This is a genomic window from Ruegeria sp. F5, from assembly GCF_056533845.1.
Genome location: NZ_JBQFOU010000002.1, coordinates 432,192 through 450,898, shown reverse-complemented (window position 1 = coordinate 450,898; position 18,707 = coordinate 432,192). Strand labels below are relative to the sequence as shown.

Annotated in this window: 18 protein-coding genes and 1 riboswitch; of the genes, 3 read left to right on the top strand and 15 right to left on the bottom strand. The window is 62.2% G+C overall.

Annotated elements, in window-relative coordinates:
• Positions 1 to 3: 3 nt before the first annotated feature.
• Genes ACR0K1_RS04615 through ACR0K1_RS04595 form a run of 5 tightly spaced genes read right to left on the bottom strand, consistent with a single transcriptional unit; the run spans position 4 to position 5,522 of the window.
• The gene (locus ACR0K1_RS04615) at positions 4 to 273 is read right to left on the bottom strand and encodes a K+/H+ antiporter subunit F (RefSeq protein ID WP_480613432.1); all 270 of its coding nucleotides are present in this window, start codon (positions 271 to 273) and stop codon (positions 4 to 6) included.
• Entirely contained in the window at positions 270 to 767 is a 498-nt protein-coding gene (locus tag ACR0K1_RS04610; protein ID WP_480613434.1) for a Na+/H+ antiporter subunit E, read from the bottom strand. The genes ACR0K1_RS04615 and ACR0K1_RS04610 overlap by 4 nt, the downstream gene beginning before the upstream one ends.
• The gene (locus tag ACR0K1_RS04605) at positions 767 to 2,296 is read right to left on the bottom strand and encodes a monovalent cation/H+ antiporter subunit D (RefSeq protein WP_480613436.1); all 1,530 of its coding nucleotides are present in this window, start codon (positions 2,294 to 2,296) and stop codon (positions 767 to 769) included. Before ACR0K1_RS04605 ends, ACR0K1_RS04610 begins: the two co-directional genes overlap by 1 nt.
• Complete coding sequence (locus tag ACR0K1_RS04600) at positions 2,293 to 2,652, bottom strand: Na+/H+ antiporter subunit C (protein ID WP_480613437.1); 360 nt, start codon at positions 2,650 to 2,652, stop codon at positions 2,293 to 2,295. The genes ACR0K1_RS04605 and ACR0K1_RS04600 overlap by 4 nt, the downstream gene beginning before the upstream one ends.
• On the bottom strand, positions 2,652 to 5,522 hold the full coding sequence (locus ACR0K1_RS04595; protein WP_480848971.1) for a monovalent cation/H+ antiporter subunit A: 2,871 nt from the start codon (positions 5,520 to 5,522) through the stop codon (positions 2,652 to 2,654). Before ACR0K1_RS04595 ends, ACR0K1_RS04600 begins: the two co-directional genes overlap by 1 nt.
• Positions 5,523 to 5,744: 222 nt before the next feature.
• Here ACR0K1_RS04595 and ACR0K1_RS04590 point away from each other — a divergent pair, with 222 nt between their 5' ends.
• Both ACR0K1_RS04590 and ACR0K1_RS04585 read left to right on the top strand, forming a co-directional pair.
• Positions 5,745 to 6,218 (top strand): rhodanese-like domain-containing protein, encoded by a 474-nt coding sequence (locus ACR0K1_RS04590; protein ID WP_480613441.1) that lies wholly within the window; start codon positions 5,745 to 5,747, stop codon positions 6,216 to 6,218.
• Positions 6,215 to 7,039, top strand: a complete 825-nt coding sequence (locus ACR0K1_RS04585; RefSeq protein WP_480848968.1) for a CE1 family esterase — start codon at positions 6,215 to 6,217, stop codon at positions 7,037 to 7,039. The genes ACR0K1_RS04590 and ACR0K1_RS04585 overlap by 4 nt, the downstream gene beginning before the upstream one ends.
• Here the strand turns inward: ACR0K1_RS04585 and mdoH are convergent, their stop codons facing one another.
• The 7 genes from mdoH to ACR0K1_RS04550 all read right to left on the bottom strand — a co-directional run bounded on the left by mdoH (position 7,040) and on the right by ACR0K1_RS04550 (position 16,534).
• Positions 7,040 to 8,908, bottom strand: coding sequence for a glucans biosynthesis glucosyltransferase MdoH (gene mdoH / locus ACR0K1_RS04580; protein WP_480848966.1), 1,869 nt, complete (start codon positions 8,906 to 8,908; stop codon positions 7,040 to 7,042). It abuts the gene before it with no gap.
• Positions 8,905 to 10,404: an OpgD/OpgG family glucan biosynthesis protein gene (locus tag ACR0K1_RS04575; protein ID WP_480613447.1), complete on the bottom strand. Its 1,500-nt coding sequence runs from the start codon at positions 10,402 to 10,404 to the stop codon at positions 8,905 to 8,907. Before ACR0K1_RS04575 ends, mdoH begins: the two co-directional genes overlap by 4 nt.
• Positions 10,401 to 11,621 carry an OpgC family protein gene (locus ACR0K1_RS04570; RefSeq protein WP_480613449.1) on the bottom strand — a complete coding sequence of 407 codons (1,221 nt, stop codon included), beginning with the start codon at positions 11,619 to 11,621 and terminating at the stop codon, positions 10,401 to 10,403. Before ACR0K1_RS04570 ends, ACR0K1_RS04575 begins: the two co-directional genes overlap by 4 nt.
• 28 nt (positions 11,622 to 11,649) lie before the next feature.
• Positions 11,650 to 13,020, bottom strand: coding sequence for a tetratricopeptide repeat protein (locus tag ACR0K1_RS04565; RefSeq protein WP_480613451.1), 1,371 nt, complete (start codon positions 13,018 to 13,020; stop codon positions 11,650 to 11,652).
• A gap of 179 nt (positions 13,021 to 13,199) precedes the next feature.
• On the bottom strand, positions 13,200 to 14,384 hold the full coding sequence (locus tag ACR0K1_RS04560; RefSeq protein WP_480848963.1) for a CaiB/BaiF CoA transferase family protein: 1,185 nt from the start codon (positions 14,382 to 14,384) through the stop codon (positions 13,200 to 13,202).
• On the bottom strand, positions 14,371 to 15,990 hold the full coding sequence (locus tag ACR0K1_RS04555; RefSeq protein WP_480613454.1) for a thiamine pyrophosphate-binding protein: 1,620 nt from the start codon (positions 15,988 to 15,990) through the stop codon (positions 14,371 to 14,373). The genes ACR0K1_RS04560 and ACR0K1_RS04555 overlap by 14 nt, the downstream gene beginning before the upstream one ends.
• Positions 15,991 to 16,069: 79 nt before the next feature.
• Positions 16,070 to 16,534 carry a DUF302 domain-containing protein gene (locus ACR0K1_RS04550; RefSeq protein WP_480613456.1) on the bottom strand — a complete coding sequence of 155 codons (465 nt, stop codon included), beginning with the start codon at positions 16,532 to 16,534 and terminating at the stop codon, positions 16,070 to 16,072.
• A 164-nt stretch (positions 16,535 to 16,698) separates the two neighbouring features.
• Here ACR0K1_RS04550 and ACR0K1_RS04545 point away from each other — a divergent pair, with 164 nt between their 5' ends.
• Complete coding sequence (locus tag ACR0K1_RS04545) at positions 16,699 to 17,025, top strand: DUF1636 family protein (RefSeq protein ID WP_480613457.1); 327 nt, start codon at positions 16,699 to 16,701, stop codon at positions 17,023 to 17,025.
• On the opposite strand, the gene ACR0K1_RS04540 is transcribed toward ACR0K1_RS04545, so the two are convergent.
• The 3 genes from ACR0K1_RS04540 to ACR0K1_RS04530 form a co-directional block, all read right to left on the bottom strand.
• A complete protein-coding gene (locus tag ACR0K1_RS04540) occupies positions 17,022 to 17,516 on the bottom strand; it encodes a hypothetical protein (RefSeq protein WP_480613459.1) in 495 nt (164 codons plus the stop codon). The genes ACR0K1_RS04545 and ACR0K1_RS04540 overlap by 4 nt on opposite strands.
• 65 nt (positions 17,517 to 17,581) lie before the next feature.
• Entirely contained in the window at positions 17,582 to 18,280 is a 699-nt protein-coding gene (locus ACR0K1_RS04535) for a CbtA family protein (protein ID WP_480613461.1), read from the bottom strand.
• A gap of 4 nt (positions 18,281 to 18,284) precedes the next feature.
• Entirely contained in the window at positions 18,285 to 18,455 is a 171-nt protein-coding gene (locus ACR0K1_RS04530) for a CbtB domain-containing protein (RefSeq protein ID WP_480613463.1), read from the bottom strand.
• Positions 18,456 to 18,491: 36 nt separating this feature from the next.
• Positions 18,492 to 18,700, bottom strand: a riboswitch (cobalamin riboswitch).
• Positions 18,701 to 18,707 lie beyond the last annotated feature (7 nt).

The following is an 18,707-nucleotide window of genomic DNA, read 5'->3' as shown; positions in this document are numbered from 1 at the left end:
CCCTCACTCGATGATGTTGCCACGCAGCATGAAGCGTGCGTAGGCCACGGTTGAGACAAAGCCCAGCATGGCGATGATCATGGCGGCCTCGAAGAAAATCTCGGTGCTCTGAGACAGGCCGTACAGGATCATCAGGGCGATTGTGTTGATGACCATCGTATCCAGCGCCAGCACGCGGGTGCCGACGCCATCGGCGGTGATGATCCGCCACAGGCACATCATGATCGCCGCGCCGAAACAGGCAAATGCAAAGTAAATCGCGTAGTCCATCATTCGAAGATCTCCTTCAGGCGGCGTTCGTAGCGGTGCTTGATCTGGTCGCGCACCGCATCCGTGTCCGGGGCGTCCAGGCAATGGACCAGCAGGTTGTGACCCTGCGCTGACAGATCGCAACTGACCGTGCCGGGCGTCATCGTGATGGTGCCGGCCAGCACTGTGATCGCCTCGGGCGTGCGCAGGTCCAGCGGGATGCAGACCCAGTTGGGATGCCGGTCGTCGTTCCGTTTGAACAGAATGATTCGGGCGACGGTGATGTTGGCCATCACGATATCCCAGAGCACCACAAGCATATACTCGGCGACCATCGGCCAGTTGCGCAGCTTTGGCCGGTCAGGCCAGTAGGGCTGCGTGACAAAGGGGATGATGATCCCCAGTATCAGACCGAAGACCAGAGAATTGAGCGACGGTTTGTTCGCCAGCAACACCCAGACCAGCGTCAGCAGAAAGGTCAGATGCGGGTGCGGGAATATCCGGTGCAGCAGTTTCATTACTCTTCCCTTCCCAAAACGGCCGAGATGTACTGATCGGGCGTGAACAATTGCTCGGCCGTGTTGCTTGAGTATTCAAGCGCCGGGCCTGCAAACAGCGTCAGCAGGATCAGACCGGCCACGACGACAAACACCGAAGTGAAGGCGAGGCCCGGTTTGGGCTCTGGCGCAGTTGGTATGTGTTCCGTGTCAGGATCGCCGCTATATTCAGCCGCGTGGCTTTTCCAGAAGATCAGCGATCCGGCCCGCGCCAGCCCGACGATGGTTACGAAGGACCCGATCAGGATCACGGCCCAGACCCAATGTGCGTCCGGCGCACCGCGTGAGGCGTCCAGAACCAGCAGCTTGCCGATGAAGCCGGACAAGGGCGGCATCCCGGCCATGGCGATTGCGCCGACAAAGAACAGCCCCGCGATCAGGCCGCTTTGCGCCATCGGGCGGGTCGGCTGGATTGCCCCGCCGCGGCGTTCCATGACCAGATCGGCCACCAGAAACAGCAGCGCGGTCGCCAGCGTCGAGTGGAACACATAATACAGCGCCGCCGCCGTCGCGCCCGGTGTGAATTGCGAAATCGCAATCAGCAACGTGCCCATCGAGGTGATGGCGCAGAACGCCACCATCCGGGCGATATGTTGCGAGCCCAGAATGCCGACGGCCCCAACCGCCAGTGTCACCAGCGCTGCCGGTTGCAGCCAGGCCCCGACCAGCCCCTGGGTCGCCTCAACCTCGGGGCCGAAGGCCAGCGTGTACATCCGCAGGATCGAGTAAGCCCCGACCTTGGTCATGATCGCAAACAGCGCAGCCACCGGCAGGGGCGCGTTGGCATAGCTGGCAGGCAGCCAGAAATGCAGTGGCAGAACGGCGGCCTTGATGCAGAAGACCAGCAGCAGAAGCGCAGCACCGACCCGCAGCAGGGCGGTATCCTCGGGCGGTATCTCGGCCACCCGCACGGCGATATCCGCCATGTTCAGCGTGCCGGTCACCGCATAGAGCGTGCCCAGCGCAAACAGAAACAGGGTCGAGCCCAGCAGGTTATAGGCCACATACTGGACCCCCGCCTTCAGCCGCACCGAGCCGCCCCCATGGGTCATCAGACCGTACGAGGCGATCAGCAGCACCTCGAAGAACACGAACAGGTTGAAGGCATCGCCGGTCAGGAAGGCACCGCAGACGCCCATCAGTTGGAAATGGAACAGTGCGTGGAAATGTTTCCCGCGCTCGTCCCACCCCGATGCAATGGCGTAAAGCACGATAGGCAAGGCCAGCAGCGCGGTCAGCAGTACCATCATGGCGGACAGCCGGTCCAGCACCATCACGATGCCGAACGGCGCGGGCCAGTTGCCCAGTTCGTAGATCTGGATGTCCCCTCCGGCGGCCTGCGCGGTGATTGTCAGGGCAATCCCAAGCAGCGCGACGACACCCGCGACCGAGAAAATGCGCTGCAGGTCCAGATGGTATCGCAGGACCATGATGATGAACGGGGCCAGGATCGCGGGCAGGACGATCGGCGCAACGATCCAGTGGTTCATGCGTCTTCTCCCGCGCCGTCCACGCTGTCCTGCGCGGTCATGTCGATGTGGTCATCCTTTGACGACAGGTAGGCGGACAGCGCGATCATAACGATCACCGCCGTCATCCCGAACGAGATCACGATGGCCGTCAGCACCAGCGCCTGCGGCAGCGGGTCGGTATAGGGGACCTCTTTGTACTTGTTCAGAACCGCCGGGGCGTTCAGCGCCAGCCGCCCGGTGGCGAACAGGAACACGTTCACTGCATAGGTGATCAGGGACAGGCCCAGAATGACCGGAAAGGTCCGTCGGCGCAGGATCAGGAATATCCCGGCAGCGGTCATAATGCCAACGGCAGAGGCTACGAGCGCTTCCATCAGGCCTGCTCCTTCTCAGTTTCTTCTTCCGGCGGATCATCCCGCAGCGGGTTGATATCCATCGGGAATTCCTGCGCCATACCCGGTTGCCATGCAAAGCGCGACAGGCTGTCCAGCGCCAGCATCACCGCGCCCAGCACCGCAAGGAACACGCCGGTGTCAAACAGCATGGCGGTGGCCCATTCGAACTCTTCCAGTGGCGGCCAGTTGATGTAGCCGAAGTCGCTGGTCAGGAAGGGGCGCTCGTTGAACCACGCGCCCAGACCGGTGGCGGCGGCGATCAGAACGCCCCAGCCGATGGTGCCGTGGTAATAGAACCGCTGCCGTTCGATGGCCCAGGTGTAGCCGCTGGCCATGTATTGCATCAGATAGGCGATGGCGACGATCAGACCGGCAATGAACCCGCCGCCGGGCTGGTTGTGACCGCGGAAGAAGATGTAGGCCCCCACCATCAGCGCGATGGGCATCATCACACGGGTCACGACCACCATCATCAGCGGATGCGAGTCGCCAGACTGCGGCCAATGCGGCTTGCGGTTCAGCAGGTAGCCGCGGACATTGGTGCTCAGCACCGCCTCGGTCAGGGCAAAGATAATCAGGGCGGCGATGCCCAGCACGATGATCTCGCCAAAGGTATCAAAGCCCCGGAAGTCCACCAGGATCACATTGACCACGTTGGTGCCGCCTCCGCCCTTGTACGAGTTCGCGAGGTGGAAGTCGGAGATCGTCGGAAACGCAAAGTCGCGCATCATGATCGCGTAGATCAGCGCCCCGGTGCCCAGCCCGGCCACCACTGAAATAGCCGCATCGCGCCAGCGCCGCGCGGCGGAACTGTCCCAGGGCGTTTGGGTGGGCAGGAAGTTCAGCGACAGCAGCAGCAGGATCATCGTCACCACCTCGACCGAGATCTGAGTCAGCGCAAGGTCGGGGGCCGAAAGGTAGTTGAACGCGACCGAAACGATCAGGCCGACGACACCGATCAGCACCAGTGACAGCAGGCGGTTGCGGTGGAACCACATGATGCCCAGCGTCGCGCCGACCAGACAAATCCAGCCGATGATCGGAATGATCTGTGCCGGAAGCGGAACCCGGGTTTCAACTCCGATGGTTCCGGTCGAATAGGCGTAGTATCCCAGCCCGACCGTGAAAGCGACAAAGATGATGGCATAGCGGCTGAGGACACCGTTATGCAGCTCGTCCGTGATCCAGCGGCTGAGCCGGGTGAAAGCGAGGATGATCGCCTCGAAGATAACCTTGGCTTCGGGACGGGGCAGGGCGTTCCAAATCTGTTCGCCCCGCTTGTGCACGGCCAGCAGGGCCAGACCGCCCACCGTTGCGGCGGCTGACATGAACAGCGCAGGCGTGAATCCGTGCCACAGTTTCAGCGAGTAGTATGGCAGCTTTTCTCCCCCGATCACCGCGCTGGACACGACCGCGACCAGCGGCCCGACGATGGCGGCGGAATAAAGCCCGATCAGGATTACCAGAATGACAAGGAACGCAGGTGCCAGCCACAGCCCGACCGGCGGGTCATGAGGATGCGCGGGATAGTCGTCGCGCTTCGGCCCCAGAAAGACATGGCCGATAAATCGGAAGGAATAAGCGGCCGAGAACAGGGCCGCCAGCACTGCCAGACCCGGCACCAGATAGTGCGAGTGCAGCCATGTGGTGTGGACCGTTTCCTCGAGCATCATCTCTTTCGACAGGAAGCCGTTCAGCGGCGGCAGGCCCGCCATCGACAGCGCGGCAATGGTGCCGATGGTGAAAGTGATCGGCATCAGGTGGCGCAGACCGCCCAGCCGTTTGACGTCGCGCGTTCCGGTCTCGTGATCCACGATCCCGGCGGTCATGAAAAGCGCCGCCTTGAAGGTCGCGTGGTTGATTATGTGGAACATGGCAGCGACGGCTGCGAATTTGGTGCCGAAGCCCAGTAGCATGGTCACGAGCCCAAGGTGGGACACGGTGGAAAAGGCCAGCAGCGCCTTCAGGTCGTCCTTGAACAGGGCAATCACCGCCCCGATCAGCATCGTCACCAGCCCGGTGGTTGCAACGATGTAGAACCACGCCTCGGTCCCCGCCAGCACCGGCCACATGCGCGCCATCAGGAACAGCCCGGCCTTAACCATCGTGGCCGAGTGCAGATAGGCCGAAACCGGTGTGGGCGCGGCCATGGCATGAGGCAGCCAGAAATGGAACGGGAACTGCGCCGATTTGGTGAAACAGCCGAGCAGGATCAGGATCAGCGCTGGCATGTAGTGGGGCGAGGCCTGGATCAGTTCCTTGTTCTGCAGAATGACGCTTAAATCATAGGACCCCACGATATTGCCGAGGATCAGCATCCCTGCAATCATCGCCAGCCCGCCGCCACCGGTGACCGCCAGTGCCATCCGCGCGCCCTGCCGCCCTTCGGGCAGGTGCTTCCAGTACCCGATCAGCAGGAATGAGCTAAGCGATGTAAGCTCCCAGAAAACCAGCAAAAGCAGGATGTTGTCGGACAGAACGATCCCGACCATCGCGCCCTGAAACAGCAGCAGATAGGTATAGAACTGCCCCATCGGGTCTTCGCGCGACAGGTAGAAACGGGCATAAAGGATGATCAGCAGGCCAATGCCAAGGATCAGAAGGGCGAATAGAAACCCAAGCCCGTCCAGCATGAAATTCGCGTTCAGCCCCAGCCCCGGTATCCAGTCGAAACGGGCGGTGACGACCTCACCCCTCATGACGGCAGGGATATGGATCAGCAGGCCCATAAGCGCGAGGAATGTGGTCAATCCCGCCGCCGAAGCTGCTGCGTTTCGTCCTGCCCGGATCAGGAGGGCTGGAAAGACAGCTCCGAGAAAGGGAAGGGCCGCGATAAGGAATAGGGACAAGTGCGATACTCCGGTCTTGGCGGTCTGCGTTCTGTCGATTTTCTAAGGATAATTTATTGGCTGTCCAGAATTTGCAAGCAATTCACAGAGTTCTGGGTGCAGAACACGCGTTTCAGCCCAATCTGAAAAAATGACGTGAACTTGATCCGCGGGCCTGATTTCAACGCGGCAATGCCGCCTTTGCTGTGGTAAAACCGGCCTGTCGGCTTTGGAGAATGCGGCATGGCGAACACAGGAATCAAAACCCGCAGATGGGTGGTGCTGGGCAGTTGCGCCGCCATTGCCGCGGGCTTTGCGATCCGGGAATATCGCCTGATCCCAGAAGCCTACGGGGGCGGCCAGCTTGAGGTTGCCTGGGCCCATCGGCAGGCCCTGGCCGGTGAGATTGTGCTGGTGGATATCCGAACGCCGCGGGAATGGCGGGCGACGGGTGTAGGCCAAGGGGCCCACCCGCTGGACATGCGGCGCGACGATTTTGTGGTGGCCCTGACGCAGCTTGTGGGCGGGGATCAAAGCGCGCCTGTGGCGCTGATCTGCGCGCGCGGTGTCCGCTCGGCTCGTTTGAGCAATCAACTGACACAGGCCGGGTTTACCAATATTATTGACGTGCCCGAGGGCATGTTGGGATCAGCGGCAGGCCCCGGCTGGGTGCGTGCCGGATTACCGGTTGAGGCATTTACAGAGGAAACAGGATGAGCGTGAAATACGGGTTGGCCCTGTGCCTTGCGATCACTGGCCAGACGGCTTTGGCCGCTTGCGGCGGCGCGGATGAGATGTGCGAAACCGCATCCGGCGGGTATTTCATAGAACTGCCCGAGGCCGAGAACCCGCCGCTGGTGATCTTTCTGCATGGCTATGGCGGCAGCGGCACCGGGACGATGAAAAATCGCGGCATGGTCGACCCTCTGCTGGCGCGGGGATACGCGGTGATGGCCCCCGAAGGGCTGGAGCGGGAAAACCGGCCCGGGGTCAAAAGCTGGAATTTCTATCCGGGTTTTGGCGACCGGGACGAAACCGCCTTTCTGACCGAGGTTGTTCAGGACGCCGCAGACAGGTTCGGTGTCGATTCTGAGCGGGTCGTTCTGGGCGGGTTCTCGGCGGGGGCGTTCATGGTCTATTACCTCGCCTGCGCCGCGCCCGATACGTTCTCGGCCTATGTCCCCGTGTCCGGCGGATTCTGGCGACCGCACCCCGAATCCTGCGATGGCCCGGTGCGTATGTTCCACACCCATGGCTGGACCGACAATGTCGTACCGCTCGAGGGGCGGCTTCTGGGCGGTGGCAGATTCCATCAGGGCGATATCTTTGCCGGGCTGGAAATCTGGCGCGTCGCCAATGGCTGCGTCGATACCAAGCCCAGCGGGTTTTCCACCACGGACCAGTTCATGCGCCGCTATTGGACCGGCTGCGCAGACGGCGGCGCGCTGGAATTTGCCCTGTTCCCCGGTGGGCATACCGTTCCCAAAGGCTGGGCGGACATGATGGTGGACTGGTACGAAGGGCTGCCCGGCGGCTGATCATTCCGCCGGGGTCATGGTACCCTTGCCCTCGATCAGGCGCTTCAACTCATCGCGGTGACGGCGGGCCGAACGGGTGATCGCCGGTTCACGCACATCCTCACGCATGCCGACCATCCGCCGCGCCGCACCCGCAGACACACCGCTCAGCGCGGATAGCGGGATCGCAAACGCCAGACTGATAGCAATCGGGGCCAGCCAGACCGAGACCAGCCCGGCCAGAATGCCGGCGCTCAGCGCCACGCCGCTGATGGTTTCCAATGAGTGGCACAGGATCAGCGTGCGCAGGTTATACCTGCCGCCATCGCGCGCCTGCGGTGTCCAGCCTTTCTGGATGCCAAAGGTAGTTCGTATCACCGCGATCATCTGCTGAACCATCAGGATCGGTGCGTAGAGGATCGACAGCACGACCTCGGCCAGGAAGGACGTTAGGAATTTGCGCCCGCCGCCGAATTCGGAATAGCGCACCCCGCTCAGCGGCAGGGCCAGCACGCCCAGCACCTTGGGGGCCAGCAGCATCGCGTACATCACCAGAATGATCAGCACATGACGGGTTTCCGACATCTCGGGCCATTGCGGGAACAGCGGGTTGTCGGGGCTGAAATAATGCAGGACCGAGGCATCCTCGCCCTGACCGATCAGCGCCCACATCACCAGCAGGGCAAACCACAGCGGCGACATCAGGTAACCCACCGCGCCGTGGAACATGTGGAACCGCGATACGGCACGGAAACCCGCCGAGCCCAGCAGTTTCAGGTGTTGCAGGTTGCCCTGACACCAGCGCCTGTCGCGCAGGGCGTGGTCGATCAGGGTGGGCGGTGTCTCTTCATAGGAACCGCGGATGCGCGGCAGGAAGCGCACGCCCCATCCGGCGCGGCGCAGCAGGCCGGCTTCGACGAAATCGTGGCTCATGATCAGCTTGTCTTGACCGTTGAACCCGCGCAGTTTCGGCAGGCCCGCGCTCGAGGCAAAGGCCCGCGTGCGGATGACGGCGTTATGGCCCCAATAATTGCCCTCCTGCCCGCACCAGCGGGCCAGACCTTCGGCAAAGGCTATGCCGTAGACGCCGTTGGCAAACTGCTGCATCCGGGCAAAGACCGACTGCGCGCCGATCAGCTGCGGGTAGCTTTGAATCAGGCCCGCGCCGGAATCGCGTGCCAGCGCATCGGTCAGGCGGGTGATTGCCCGCCCGGTCATCAGGCTGTCGGCGTCCAGCACCAGCATCGCATCCCAATCGGCGCCCCAGCGGCTGACCCAATCGGCGATGTTGCCGACCTTGCGGTCCGTGTTTTGCGGGCGGCGGCGGTAATACAGTTCCAAACCGGGGGCGAGGGTGGTGCGCAACGCCTCGATACTGGCCTGTTCCTGCGCTGCGATTTCGGGGTCGCGGGTGTCGGACAGGATGAACATCGCATAATGGTGCTGACCGCCCCGCGCACGCAGGTCTTCCAGCATCGTGCGGGCGTTGCCCAGAACGTTCCACGGCACTTCGTTGTAAACCGGCATCAGTAGTGCCACGCGCAGGGACTGCGGGCGGCCCTGCCGTTTGGGCTGCTCCTGCCGTGACAGCGATGCCATGCCCAGCAGCACGGTACAGACCGTGAAAGTGATCCAGAAGAAGTTGAACGAGATCAGCGTCAGCAGGATGCCTTCGACCAGATTGATCCCCTCGGCCCCGAACCAGTCGCTCATGACCCACAACAGGCCCAGCGTCGCTGCCATTGCGGGCGAAAACGCCAAGGCACGCCAGAACCCGGCCGAGGTGCGCTTGCCCTGCGGCACCTGCGCATCCCGGAAACCCGCGCTGAAATCCTGCGCCGGCATCGCCAGAGGGGCCTCGGACGGCATGATATGCAGATCGCGGCTCATGTGGTCCAACGGTAAAGCCAGACTTCCGAGGCCGGCTGTTTGTCTTTCAGCAACTGCGCGCGCAGTTCCACGTGATTGCGATCACCCGGCTGGAACGAAAACGCCAGCCGCAGGCCGCCCGTGTCGGGGTTGCGCTGCAGAACGCCGTCCGAGGTTTCGGCATGGGGCGAGTTCACAAAGATCGTCATCGCCTCGGGTTCGTCGAACAGCTCGCTTTCTTCAAAGTCGATTACGGCCAGACGGCCCTCGCCAAAGGTATTTTCACCCATTGCCGTGTTGATCACACGCGGCATCGGCGTGCGCTGGGGTTCCTCACCCCAGATCAGGCGGTAGGACAGGTCAACCTGACTGCCTGCGGCGTAGGGCTCCATCGGGCGCCAGTAGGCGACGATGTTGTCGTAGATCTCCTGATCCGCAGGAATTTCGACCAGCGTGACGGTGCCCTTGCCCCAATCGCCATTGGGCTCGACCCACAGGCCGGGGCGTTTGTGGTAGTTCGCCTCAAGATCGGCATAGTCCGAGAATTTGCGCTTACGTTGCATCAGGCCGAACCCGCGCGGGTTCATATCCACGAAGGACGAAATCTGCAGCCGGGTCGGGTTGGCCAAAGGCCGCCACAGCACCTCTCCGGCGCCGTTGCGGATCAGCAGACCGTCGCTGTCATGCACGGCAGGGCGAAAATCATCAAACCGGCTGTGGTTGGTCTGGTCGAACAGGAACATCGAGGTGCCGGGGGCGATGCCCACATGGGGCAGTTCCTCACGCGGGAAAAGCGTGGCCTCGACGTCCATGATGCAGTCGGCACCAGCGGTGACGTCGAAGCGATAGGCCCCGGTCACGCTGGGGCTGTCCATCAGGGCATGGACGACCATGTTGCGCTGGCCGGGCTTGGGGCGTTCCAGCCAGAAACGGATAAATTCGGGGAACTCCTCACCATCCGGGTCGCCGGTTTTCAGGGCCAGACCACGGGCGGACAGGCCATAGACCTCGTGCAGACCAATGGCGCGGAAATAGCTGGCCCCCTGCCAGACGCAGAATTCGTCGGTCTTGCCCGGGCGGTGCATCTCGGTGCGCAGGCGCAGGCCGGAAAAGCCCAGCGTGTCGTCGATGGGCAGGGTCGGCACATCCTCGGACTTGTCGAACATTCCCAGATCGAAGGCGACCGGGGTGGTCATCCCGTCCTCGACCGTCGAGACCTTGACGGTGCGCGGGAAATACAGGCCGGGGGTGAAGAAATCGACGTTAAAAGGCGTCTCGGTCTCGTACCACAGCGCGCGGTCCAGCCGGAACCGGATCGAGCGGTATTGCTGGTAGGTCAGGTCCTGCCATTCCTGCGGGACCATCTCGCGTTCCGCATAGGGGCGGCTGGCCATCTCGCGCGCCAGTGCGATCACGTCGTTGCGGTCAAAGGGCACATCCCCGCCCACGGCAAAGGTGGCCGGGGCAAAGGCGAGTGCCGAAGTCGATGCCAGAAATGCGCGACGGGTGAAATTCATTTTTTCGATTTCCAGGGTTGGGACTTAAACCAAGCGGCCAGATAGGCCACACCGATGATCATGGCAAAGCCAATCATGTTGGCCGCAAACACACTGGCAACATCCCGCCCGGTCTGGTCCAGAACCACGCCGATCAGACGGGCCGCAGCCATCGAGAAAACAAAAACCGCAAGCGATTGCTGACCAACCTTGGTGATCAGGGTCAGCACCACCTGCCAGACCCGCGCACCGGCGCTGTGCCCCGAGGCGATCAGGCGGTGGCCATGTTCCCCCGCCACAACCCAGCCCAGATAGGCCAGCGACAGGAAATGGATGTAACGGAACAGGCCGAACTCGGTCTTGTTGCGAAGCTCTTTGGTGATCGGCCAGACCTTACGGATTTCTTCGGCCAGATCGGGAAATGCGGCGTTGATCCAGGTGAACACCTTCCACGACCCGAAGGGCATGGACAGGATCAGGAACAGCGCAGCGGCCCAGATCAGCGTTTTCGAGACGGGCGGGGCCGGTATCCAGCCGCGCATGAAGGCAAAGCCGGTGAAGAACAGCAGTTGCCAGCCGAAGGGGTTGAAGAACCACTGGCGCTCCGACCACGGCTCGGCGGGCAGGGCCAGAACGCCGAACTGCGCGACCAGCCAAATGACGATCGACGTGGCGGCAACCGCCCAGAACCCGATCCGCGAGAGGCCCATGAACAAAGGCATCATCGCCAGAACCACCAGATACATCGGCAGGATGTCAAAGTAGTTCGGCACATAGGTCAGGGTGAACAATCCAATGATCTGAGGTGCGGGATCGTTGAAGAAATGCTGCAGGTTCAGGGACGAGATGTAAGTTTTCTCGAACAGCCCGGATTGATCCAGCGCGGCCATCGACATGGCGACAAAGAAGAACAGCGCGATATGGGCCCAATAGACCTGCCAAATTCGGAACGCGACCCGTGCCGTGCCCATCCACCAGCCCCTGCGCGCAAAAGCACCGCCAAAGGCTATGGCCGAGGCCATGCCGGAACAAAACACAAAAATCTCGGTCGCGTCCGAGAACCCGAAGCGCGCCGGAATCCAGTTGGCCCAGGGATCGTTGGGAATATGCGCGATCAGGATAATGAACATCGCGATGCCGCGATAGAAATCCAATCGCGGATCGCGGGTGCGCGCAACCGGGGCTGCGGCCGAAGCCGCAACCTGCGCAAAATCAGAAGCGGGCGATACTGTCGCCATACGGTTTCTGTCCTTCTTGGTCTTTTTGTTATTCAGCCGGGACGCTTTGTGCGTCTCCGTTGTCGCGGGCCGCGTCGATCAATGCGCGGCGCGCCAGGGCGTAATTGTCCTCGCCTCCGTCCCGCTTGGCGCGGCGGTCGTCCAGAATGCGCTCAACCGCATCCAGACGGCCAGCGCGCAGGCCGGAATCAATTGTGATGCGCTCGAATACATCACGTTGGGCGTGGCTGCCACCTGCCAGTTGCATTCCGTCGCGTGCATTTGACAGGAAATCAAAGGCTTGGCCATAGAGCCCCTCGCCAAAGGCTTCCAACCCCTTGGCTGCGGCGATGCCCGGATCGGACATGCGGATCGGGGTGTCGCCCTGATTGCGCTGCGCGTCTTTCTGGATACGCTGCAGCATCTGGCTTGTCGCCTCGGTGCGGTTGTCGCCGGTCAGGGCCAGCAGATAGTGGAGGTCGGCGAAGATCAGGCAGCCATCCTCGGTCCGGGTGGCGCTGAGGTCGGCCAGTTCTTCCCAGCGGTTGCCGACATTGACGCCCTCAAGCTCCAGCCGTGACAGCAGCGAGGTTGCGTTCGAGATATCGCGGTAATCGTCGGTTTTGTCCTTGCGGATGTGTTCGTCATACAGCTCCATCACGCGATCCACCTGACCCAGATCCAGATGCATCAGCGCCTTGTGCCACCAGACGTGATAGCGGAAGTTGTTGCAATGTGCCCAGGCGTCTTCGCGCCCGGCCAGCCAGTCCAGACCCAGCTGCGCGTTGCCCGTCATCTCGTGTACATGGGCCACGGCATGCAGGCCCCAGGCATCGTCCGACACCATCCACAGCGCCTGACGACCGGCAATCTCGGCCTTTTCATAGGCCCCGGTTTCCTCAAGCGCGAAGGAATGGCAACCCAGCAGATAGCCGCGTCCGGGATGATCGGGCGCATACGCAGGCAGAACCCGTTCGATCGAGCGGCGCATGCCCTGGGAATCCCCCAGAACGAAACGGGTCGCGTGGCTGAGCTTCATCGCCAGCGAGTCTTCGGGATGGGCGCGCAAAACCTCTTCGAATTTCTGAATGGCCTGCGAGGGCAGGTCGGCCAGATACATCTCGAGCGCTTCGACATACAGCCGTTCACGCGCCGAAACCGGCTGACGCTCCATCGCGGATTTGGCCGCGTTCAGCGCATCGACGGCGACCTGAATCATTTCGCGGCGGCCCAGCAGAACCATGAACAGGCCCTTGGTGGCGTGACCCAGCGCAAAATCCGGCTCAAGCTCAAGCACTTTGCCCAGATGCTGAGGGGTGATCGCCGCATGCGCCATGAACCCAAGCAGAACACCATTCCAGGCATCGACACTGGCCGGCTGGGTCAGGGTGTTCATTTGTCCAAAAACGTCTTGTTTCATACTTGGGTCCAATCTGATTGCGACACTTTACACTGTTCGATTTATCAGAGTGTGCGGATGCGTCGTATCAGTATCGACCCTGCTCTCGAATTGGTGAAAACCCGTGTGCGCAAAAAGCGAAAAAAACCGCCGATTCAAGGGCATGTTTCAGCGACATGCTGCCGAAAAAGGCAAGTGTTTCAGTCTTCGAACGGATTTTCAGCGCCCAAAATAGCGTCTGTATCGGCCCCAAAGACCGGGGGTGCCTGCCGATATGTTACAGGCGTGCGCGACAGGTTCAGCGGATTCCCGATCAACTGCACCTCGCCGGGGTCGGCCTGCATGGCAATCTGCATCTGTCTTGCTGCGACCTGATCGGTGGCAAAGACCTGATCCAGCGATTGCACCGGACCAACCGGAACCTTGACGGCTTCCAACTGCGAGATCACCGTTTTCGTCGTCAGCGCCCGCAACGCCGGGCGCAGCACATCGTTCAGCGCGTCGCGGTGTTCCAGCCGGGCCGGGTTGGTGGCAAAACGAGTGTCCTCGGCAAGTTCAGGCATCTGAATGAAGCCGCAGAACCGTTTGAACTGGTTGTCATTTCCAACGGCCAGAATCACGTGTCCATCCGAGGTTTCATAGACCTCGTACGGGACAATATTGGGATGCCCGTTGCCGCGCCTTTGGGGAACGCTGCCCGAGGTCAGATAGTTCACCCCTTCATTGATCAGCCACGCGACCTGCGCGTCCACAAGGGCCAGATCGATCTGCTGACCCTCTCCGGTCAGGTCGCGATGGCGCAGCGCGGCCAGAATACCCACGGCCGCATACATGCCGCACATGACATCGGCGATGCCGACGCCGACTTTCATCGGCATGCCGTCCGGGTCGCCGGTCAGGGACATGATCCCGCCATAGCCCTGCGCCATCAGGTCGTAGCCCGGTTTCGCAGAGTTGGGGCCGGACTGTCCGTAGCCCGAGATCGAGCAGTAAACGAGACCGGGCAGGTCCTGCGACAGGGTCGCGTAATCCAGCCCGTATTTCGCCAGCCCGCCGGGTTTGAAGTTCTCGATCAGAATGTCGGCATGCGAGGCCAGCCGTTTGATCTCCGCCTGTCCTTCGGGCGTTGCGATGTCGATGGCGACGGATTTCTTGTTGCGGTTGGCCGACATGAAATACGCGCTTAGGTCTGAGTGGTTGCCATCGGCATCTTCCACGTAAGGCGGGCCCCATTGGCGGGTGTCGTCCCCCCCGGTGGCCGGGTTCTCGACCTTGATGACGCTGGCGCCCAGATCGCCCAGAAGCTGGGTGCAGGTCGGGCCGGCCAGAATGCGGGACAGGTCCAGAACCTTGACGCCTTTCAGTGGTCCTTCAGATCCGGCCATCATATCCTCCGCGGTCAATCTCGGCGGCGATAACGGTGAAGCGGTCGGCTTTCAAGGCATCATTCAGGGCGTCCCGCAGTTCTGCGCGGTTGCGCACAGTATGTCCGTAGCCGCCAAAGGCCCGGCCCATAGCGGCGAAGTCATGATGGTCGAAGTCCACGCCACGGTTGCCCATCTGGCGCTGGCGCTGTTTCAACTCGATCAGCGCAAGGCTGGCATCGACGAAGACCAGAAAGATCGGGTTGCCGCCCATCTCGGCAGCGGTCGACAACTCTCCGGCGACCATCAGGAACCCGGCGTCACCGGAAAAGCTGATCACGGGGCGGTCGGGTTCGGCCAGTTTCAGGCCGATGGCCATCGGCACGGCACATCCCATCGTGCACAGCGCCGAGGACTGGATCAGACCGCGCTCTTCCGTGCAGTTCCACATCTGGCTCAGCAGGATGCGATGCGCGCCACTATCGGCAGTCGCCAGCGTTTCCGGCGGAAGGACGGCACGGGTTTCGGCGATCACCCCCGCCGGACCCCAGTCATCATCGGTCGGGAAGGCCTGCGCCAGCGCGGCCTTGACCTGCGCAGGTTCCCCGCCGGGCCATGTCTGGCGCGCGGGGTTGCCTTTGGCGACGGCTTCCAGCGTGGCCCCGGTATCGGCAACCAGATTCAGCCCGGCCTGATGCATGTAGTGGTCGTTGGGCACAGCCGAGATGTCGATGACGCGCTTTTCCTCGGGGTCCCAGATTTCGCGCCAGCCGGGGCGCATTTCGATGGGGTCATAGCCCAGGCACAGCACCAGATCGGCCTGTTCGACCAGCGGCACCAGATGTTTGTCCGCCAGCGGCGACAGGCCTGCGCCACCAAGGCACAGCGGATGATCCTCGGGCACCACACCCTTGGCCTTGTAGCTGGTCACGAAGGGAATGCCGAAATGTTCCAGAAACGCCTGTACCAAATTGCGCGAGTTGTCATAGAGCACGTCCAGACCGACAATGGCGATGGGCCGCTCGGCCTCGGCCACCCAGCGGCGGGCTTTTTCCACGCAGTTCCCCTCGGGCGCGACTGCGGCGATCTTGGCGCGGCGGCGGCGCTTTGCGCCCGGCACCCGTGTATCGGCAACCGAAATCGGCACGTCGATATGCACCGGACCGGGGCGGGGCTGGTTGACCAGCGTGACCGCCTTGTCGGCGACAATATCCGCGCCCTCAGCCGTCATCAGGAACGTGCCCTTGGTGATCGAGCGATAGACCTGCGCGTGATCCATCACCTGATGGGTGTAGGTCAGCGCCTCATCCGCGTCGACGCAGCCGGTCAGCACGATCATCGGCACCCGGTCCTGCAGCGCGTTGGCGACCACATTGATCCCGTTCATCGCGCCGGGGCCAAGCGTTGCCACCAGAATGGCAGGCGCGCCATCGCGGTGATGCACGGCCTCGGCCATGAACCCGGCGGAATTTTCGTGTTTGGCCAGATGAAAGGTGATCCCCGCCTGTTCCAGCGCATCCACCAGCGTCAGAACCTCGCCCCCCGGCATGCCGAACGCGTGGCGGCATCCGGCCTCGTACAGTCGTTGTGCCAGAAGATCAGCGGCGCGGGGGGGCATGTCCTGCATCAATCGTGCTCCGAATTCGTTATTTCAAAGCAGATTGCGGAGGATGCCCCCGGAAGCAAGTCGGATCACGTCAGTGTGACTATTTAGCTGCGCTTTCTGCCACCGCCTGAAACTTTTCGTCCAGTTCCAGGGCGATATCGCTCAGCGCTTCGCCGCCTTCGTAAACATAGGGGGCAAAGACAAATGTCGGCGTTTTGTAGGACAGCGTGGCCGTGCCGTCCGCGTTTTCAGTCACATAGAACCGGATCGGCGCTTCGATCATCGCGGCGGTCGAGGTTTCCAGAACGCGCACGGCGTAATCGTTGTTGAATGCCCCGATAACCAGATTGCCCGGAATGGCGATGCCCCGCGCGGCGGCGGCCTTGGTCGGCCCGGCCTGAGTGACCACGATCAGCCCGTTCCCTTTGACGGCTGCTTTGGTGTCATCGACCAGTTGCGCATAGCTTTTGCCCGAGGGATAGACGGCCCAGCCGGCGGGCGGCTCGGCAATCTCGGCGCTGGCGGGCAGGGCCAGAATACATAACATCGACCAGAGCGCTTTCATCGGGCAACCTCCTCGGCTAAGGGTGCGTGATTGATGCCAGAAAGCGGCGGGATGCGCACTCACATTCTTGTGTCCGGCGCGGCGCGATGAGCTTGCGCTGCGGTCGGGAAACCCGCAGAACTGGCGCACGGAAAGGCAGGGGCGATTTGGCACGGGCGCGTATTTTGATCTGCAGCAGTTGCGTTGGCACCCGCGACCGCGACGGGGAACGGCAGGCCGTGCAAGAGGCACTGAAGCAGGCCGGTTTGGACACGCAGGTGGACGTGGCCGAGCACGAATGTTTCAGCGGGTGCGATCAGCCAACCGTGCTGGCCCTTCAGGGGCAGGGCTTGGCCTCATACGTTTTTTCCGGGATCGATGTTGTGGCGGATGCCGAGGACATTGCCGCGACCTGCCAGACCTACCTGAACAGCCCGGCAGGGTGGATCGAAGACGCCCGGCCCTGCGGGCGACTTCGGTTGTGTCTGCGGGCGCGGGTTCCGGCTTGCTAGTCTACCTGAACCGTCGTCGAGGCGCGGACCGGAACGTTGTCGACCATCAACTGGCTGTGGCTGTTGGCGTTCAGGGACACTTCGATTTCAACCTCGCCCTTGGGCAGATCGGCGATGTGCATCCAGTTGCCATAGAGCCGCGCCAGTTTCACCCCGTTCGCATAGACATGGGCATGCCCTTCGCCGGGCTGGTCGGTGGCCGAGGCGTTTTCCGGCGCAAACCGAAAGTTCTGCGGCATGACATGCAGGTTCCAACCGGCCATCGGGTCTTTGACAATGGCAATTTCAACGGCCGGGGCGTCCGGCCCTGCGGGCAGGTTGATCGTTGCGGAATGGTCATGCGCAGCGGCTTCGGCATTGTGGCTGCCGTGATGGGCCGGGTCGGCGTGATCGTGGCCGTCGAAGGTAACACCATTGGCCGCCGCAAGCACGAACCCCGCGCCGCCGCCAAAGACCAGACCAATCGCAAACAAAGCAAGGGGGCGAGACATTTGTTTTCCTTGGGAAACAGAAAGTCCCGCCGGGGTTGCGCCCGGCGGGTTATCGGGTTGGCCGATCACGCGTTGGCTTCGGCGTGGCTGGCTTCTTTCTGCCAGAAATACCCGGAGAAAGACCCCACCAACACCCAGGCAACCAGACCGATGCCAAAGGCCCGCGCCGCGAAAAGGGCACCGATCTCGGTCGGCACGGGGCCGGTAAAGACATCAGGCTCGGGCGCGCCGATCAGGTGCGGGGCCATCAGCAGGACGGCTGCGATGACATAGCTGACAAGGTTGCCGCCAAACGCGATCAGCCACATGGCGACACCTGCGGAGGCCACGGTCGCAAACCACCAGAGCTGACGTGCGCCGACATCCGCCGCCGCAACGCCCGGCACCTCGGGGGCGAGTGTGAAGCCCGGCGCGAAGTGGAACGCGACGAAACCCGCAAGGCCCCACAGCACGCCGGTGCGGCCATCGACCTTGTGCCCCTGACCTTCGGCGACCGACATCAGCGCGACCAGAATCAGCGCGTAGCCGGTATAGGTCAGCATCGTGAATATGACGCTTAGCGCGTCGCGGGTCAGGTCCGAGAACATGCCGGGCAGTTCGGGATGTGCCGAAACGGCCTCGGCTCCGAAATGGATCAACTCCCCGGATTCATAAAGCTCGGCATGCAACAGCACGGGTTGCACGAAAATAAGCTGCAGCAAGGCGGCAATCAGCCCCGCTGCAGCACCAGCGAACAACGCGCTGGTCAGAATGCGACTGAACATCGGCTTAGTGGCAGGGGAAACCGGTCGCGTGGCGCACATCGTGGGCGGCGTCATGCAGGCCGGATGCCTGAACATGGCCGGTCAGGGTGATCACCCCAAAACCCAGAGCCACGGCGAACAGTACCGGCAGGAGACCTGTCTTGGCGGCAGAAGCCGTTTGCGTTTGTGTTGTCATTTCTTGTCCTCCAAAGCCGCCGCACCCGACGGCTGGTGTTTCATTTGTCGCCTGGCAGGTCTCCTGGCTTGCGGGTCGGTGCCTCTGTTCGCCTTCCCCCCGAGTGATCGGGAGTGGCTGGTTGAACAGGGGCTCACCGCTTACAGTCGCGGGGGCGGCTTTGGCTTGGGCTTCTGACGAAACCGCACCAAATTCCCTCTTAGCATCCGGAAGTCTCCGGCGGGACCAGACGCATTCATTTAGCCGCGATGT

Excerpts from the sequence above, each read along its gene's own strand:
- ACR0K1_RS04570 (WP_480613449.1), bottom strand. The coding sequence starts at position 11,621 with ATGGCGACAGTATCGCCCGCTTCTGATTTTGCGCAGGTTGCGGCTTCG.
- mdoH (WP_480848966.1), bottom strand. The coding sequence starts at position 8,908 with ATGAGCCGCGATCTGCATATCATGCCGTCCGAGGCCCCTCTGGCGATG.
- ACR0K1_RS04555 (WP_480613454.1), bottom strand. The coding sequence starts at position 15,990 with ATGCAGGACATGCCCCCCCGCGCCGCTGATCTTCTGGCACAACGACTG.
- ACR0K1_RS04575 (WP_480613447.1), bottom strand. The coding sequence starts at position 10,404 with ATGAATTTCACCCGTCGCGCATTTCTGGCATCGACTTCGGCACTCGCC.
- ACR0K1_RS04615 (WP_480613432.1), bottom strand. The coding sequence starts at position 273 with ATGATGGACTACGCGATTTACTTTGCATTTGCCTGTTTCGGCGCGGCG.
- ACR0K1_RS04535 (WP_480613461.1), bottom strand. The coding sequence starts at position 18,280 with ATGTTCAGTCGCATTCTGACCAGCGCGTTGTTCGCTGGTGCTGCAGCG.
- ACR0K1_RS04560 (WP_480848963.1), bottom strand. The coding sequence starts at position 14,384 with ATGGCCGGATCTGAAGGACCACTGAAAGGCGTCAAGGTTCTGGACCTG.
- ACR0K1_RS04540 (WP_480613459.1), bottom strand. The coding sequence starts at position 17,516 with ATGTCTCGCCCCCTTGCTTTGTTTGCGATTGGTCTGGTCTTTGGCGGC.
- ACR0K1_RS04550 (WP_480613456.1), bottom strand. The coding sequence starts at position 16,534 with ATGAAAGCGCTCTGGTCGATGTTATGTATTCTGGCCCTGCCCGCCAGC.
- ACR0K1_RS04605 (WP_480613436.1), bottom strand. The coding sequence starts at position 2,296 with ATGAACCACTGGATCGTTGCGCCGATCGTCCTGCCCGCGATCCTGGCC.
- ACR0K1_RS04590 (WP_480613441.1), top strand. The coding sequence starts at position 5,745 with ATGGCGAACACAGGAATCAAAACCCGCAGATGGGTGGTGCTGGGCAGT.
- ACR0K1_RS04530 (WP_480613463.1), bottom strand. The coding sequence starts at position 18,455 with ATGACAACACAAACGCAAACGGCTTCTGCCGCCAAGACAGGTCTCCTG.
- ACR0K1_RS04565 (WP_480613451.1), bottom strand. The coding sequence starts at position 13,020 with ATGAAACAAGACGTTTTTGGACAAATGAACACCCTGACCCAGCCGGCC.
- ACR0K1_RS04610 (WP_480613434.1), bottom strand. The coding sequence starts at position 767 with ATGAAACTGCTGCACCGGATATTCCCGCACCCGCATCTGACCTTTCTG.
- ACR0K1_RS04585 (WP_480848968.1), top strand. The coding sequence starts at position 6,215 with ATGAGCGTGAAATACGGGTTGGCCCTGTGCCTTGCGATCACTGGCCAG.
- ACR0K1_RS04600 (WP_480613437.1), bottom strand. The coding sequence starts at position 2,652 with ATGGAAGCGCTCGTAGCCTCTGCCGTTGGCATTATGACCGCTGCCGGG.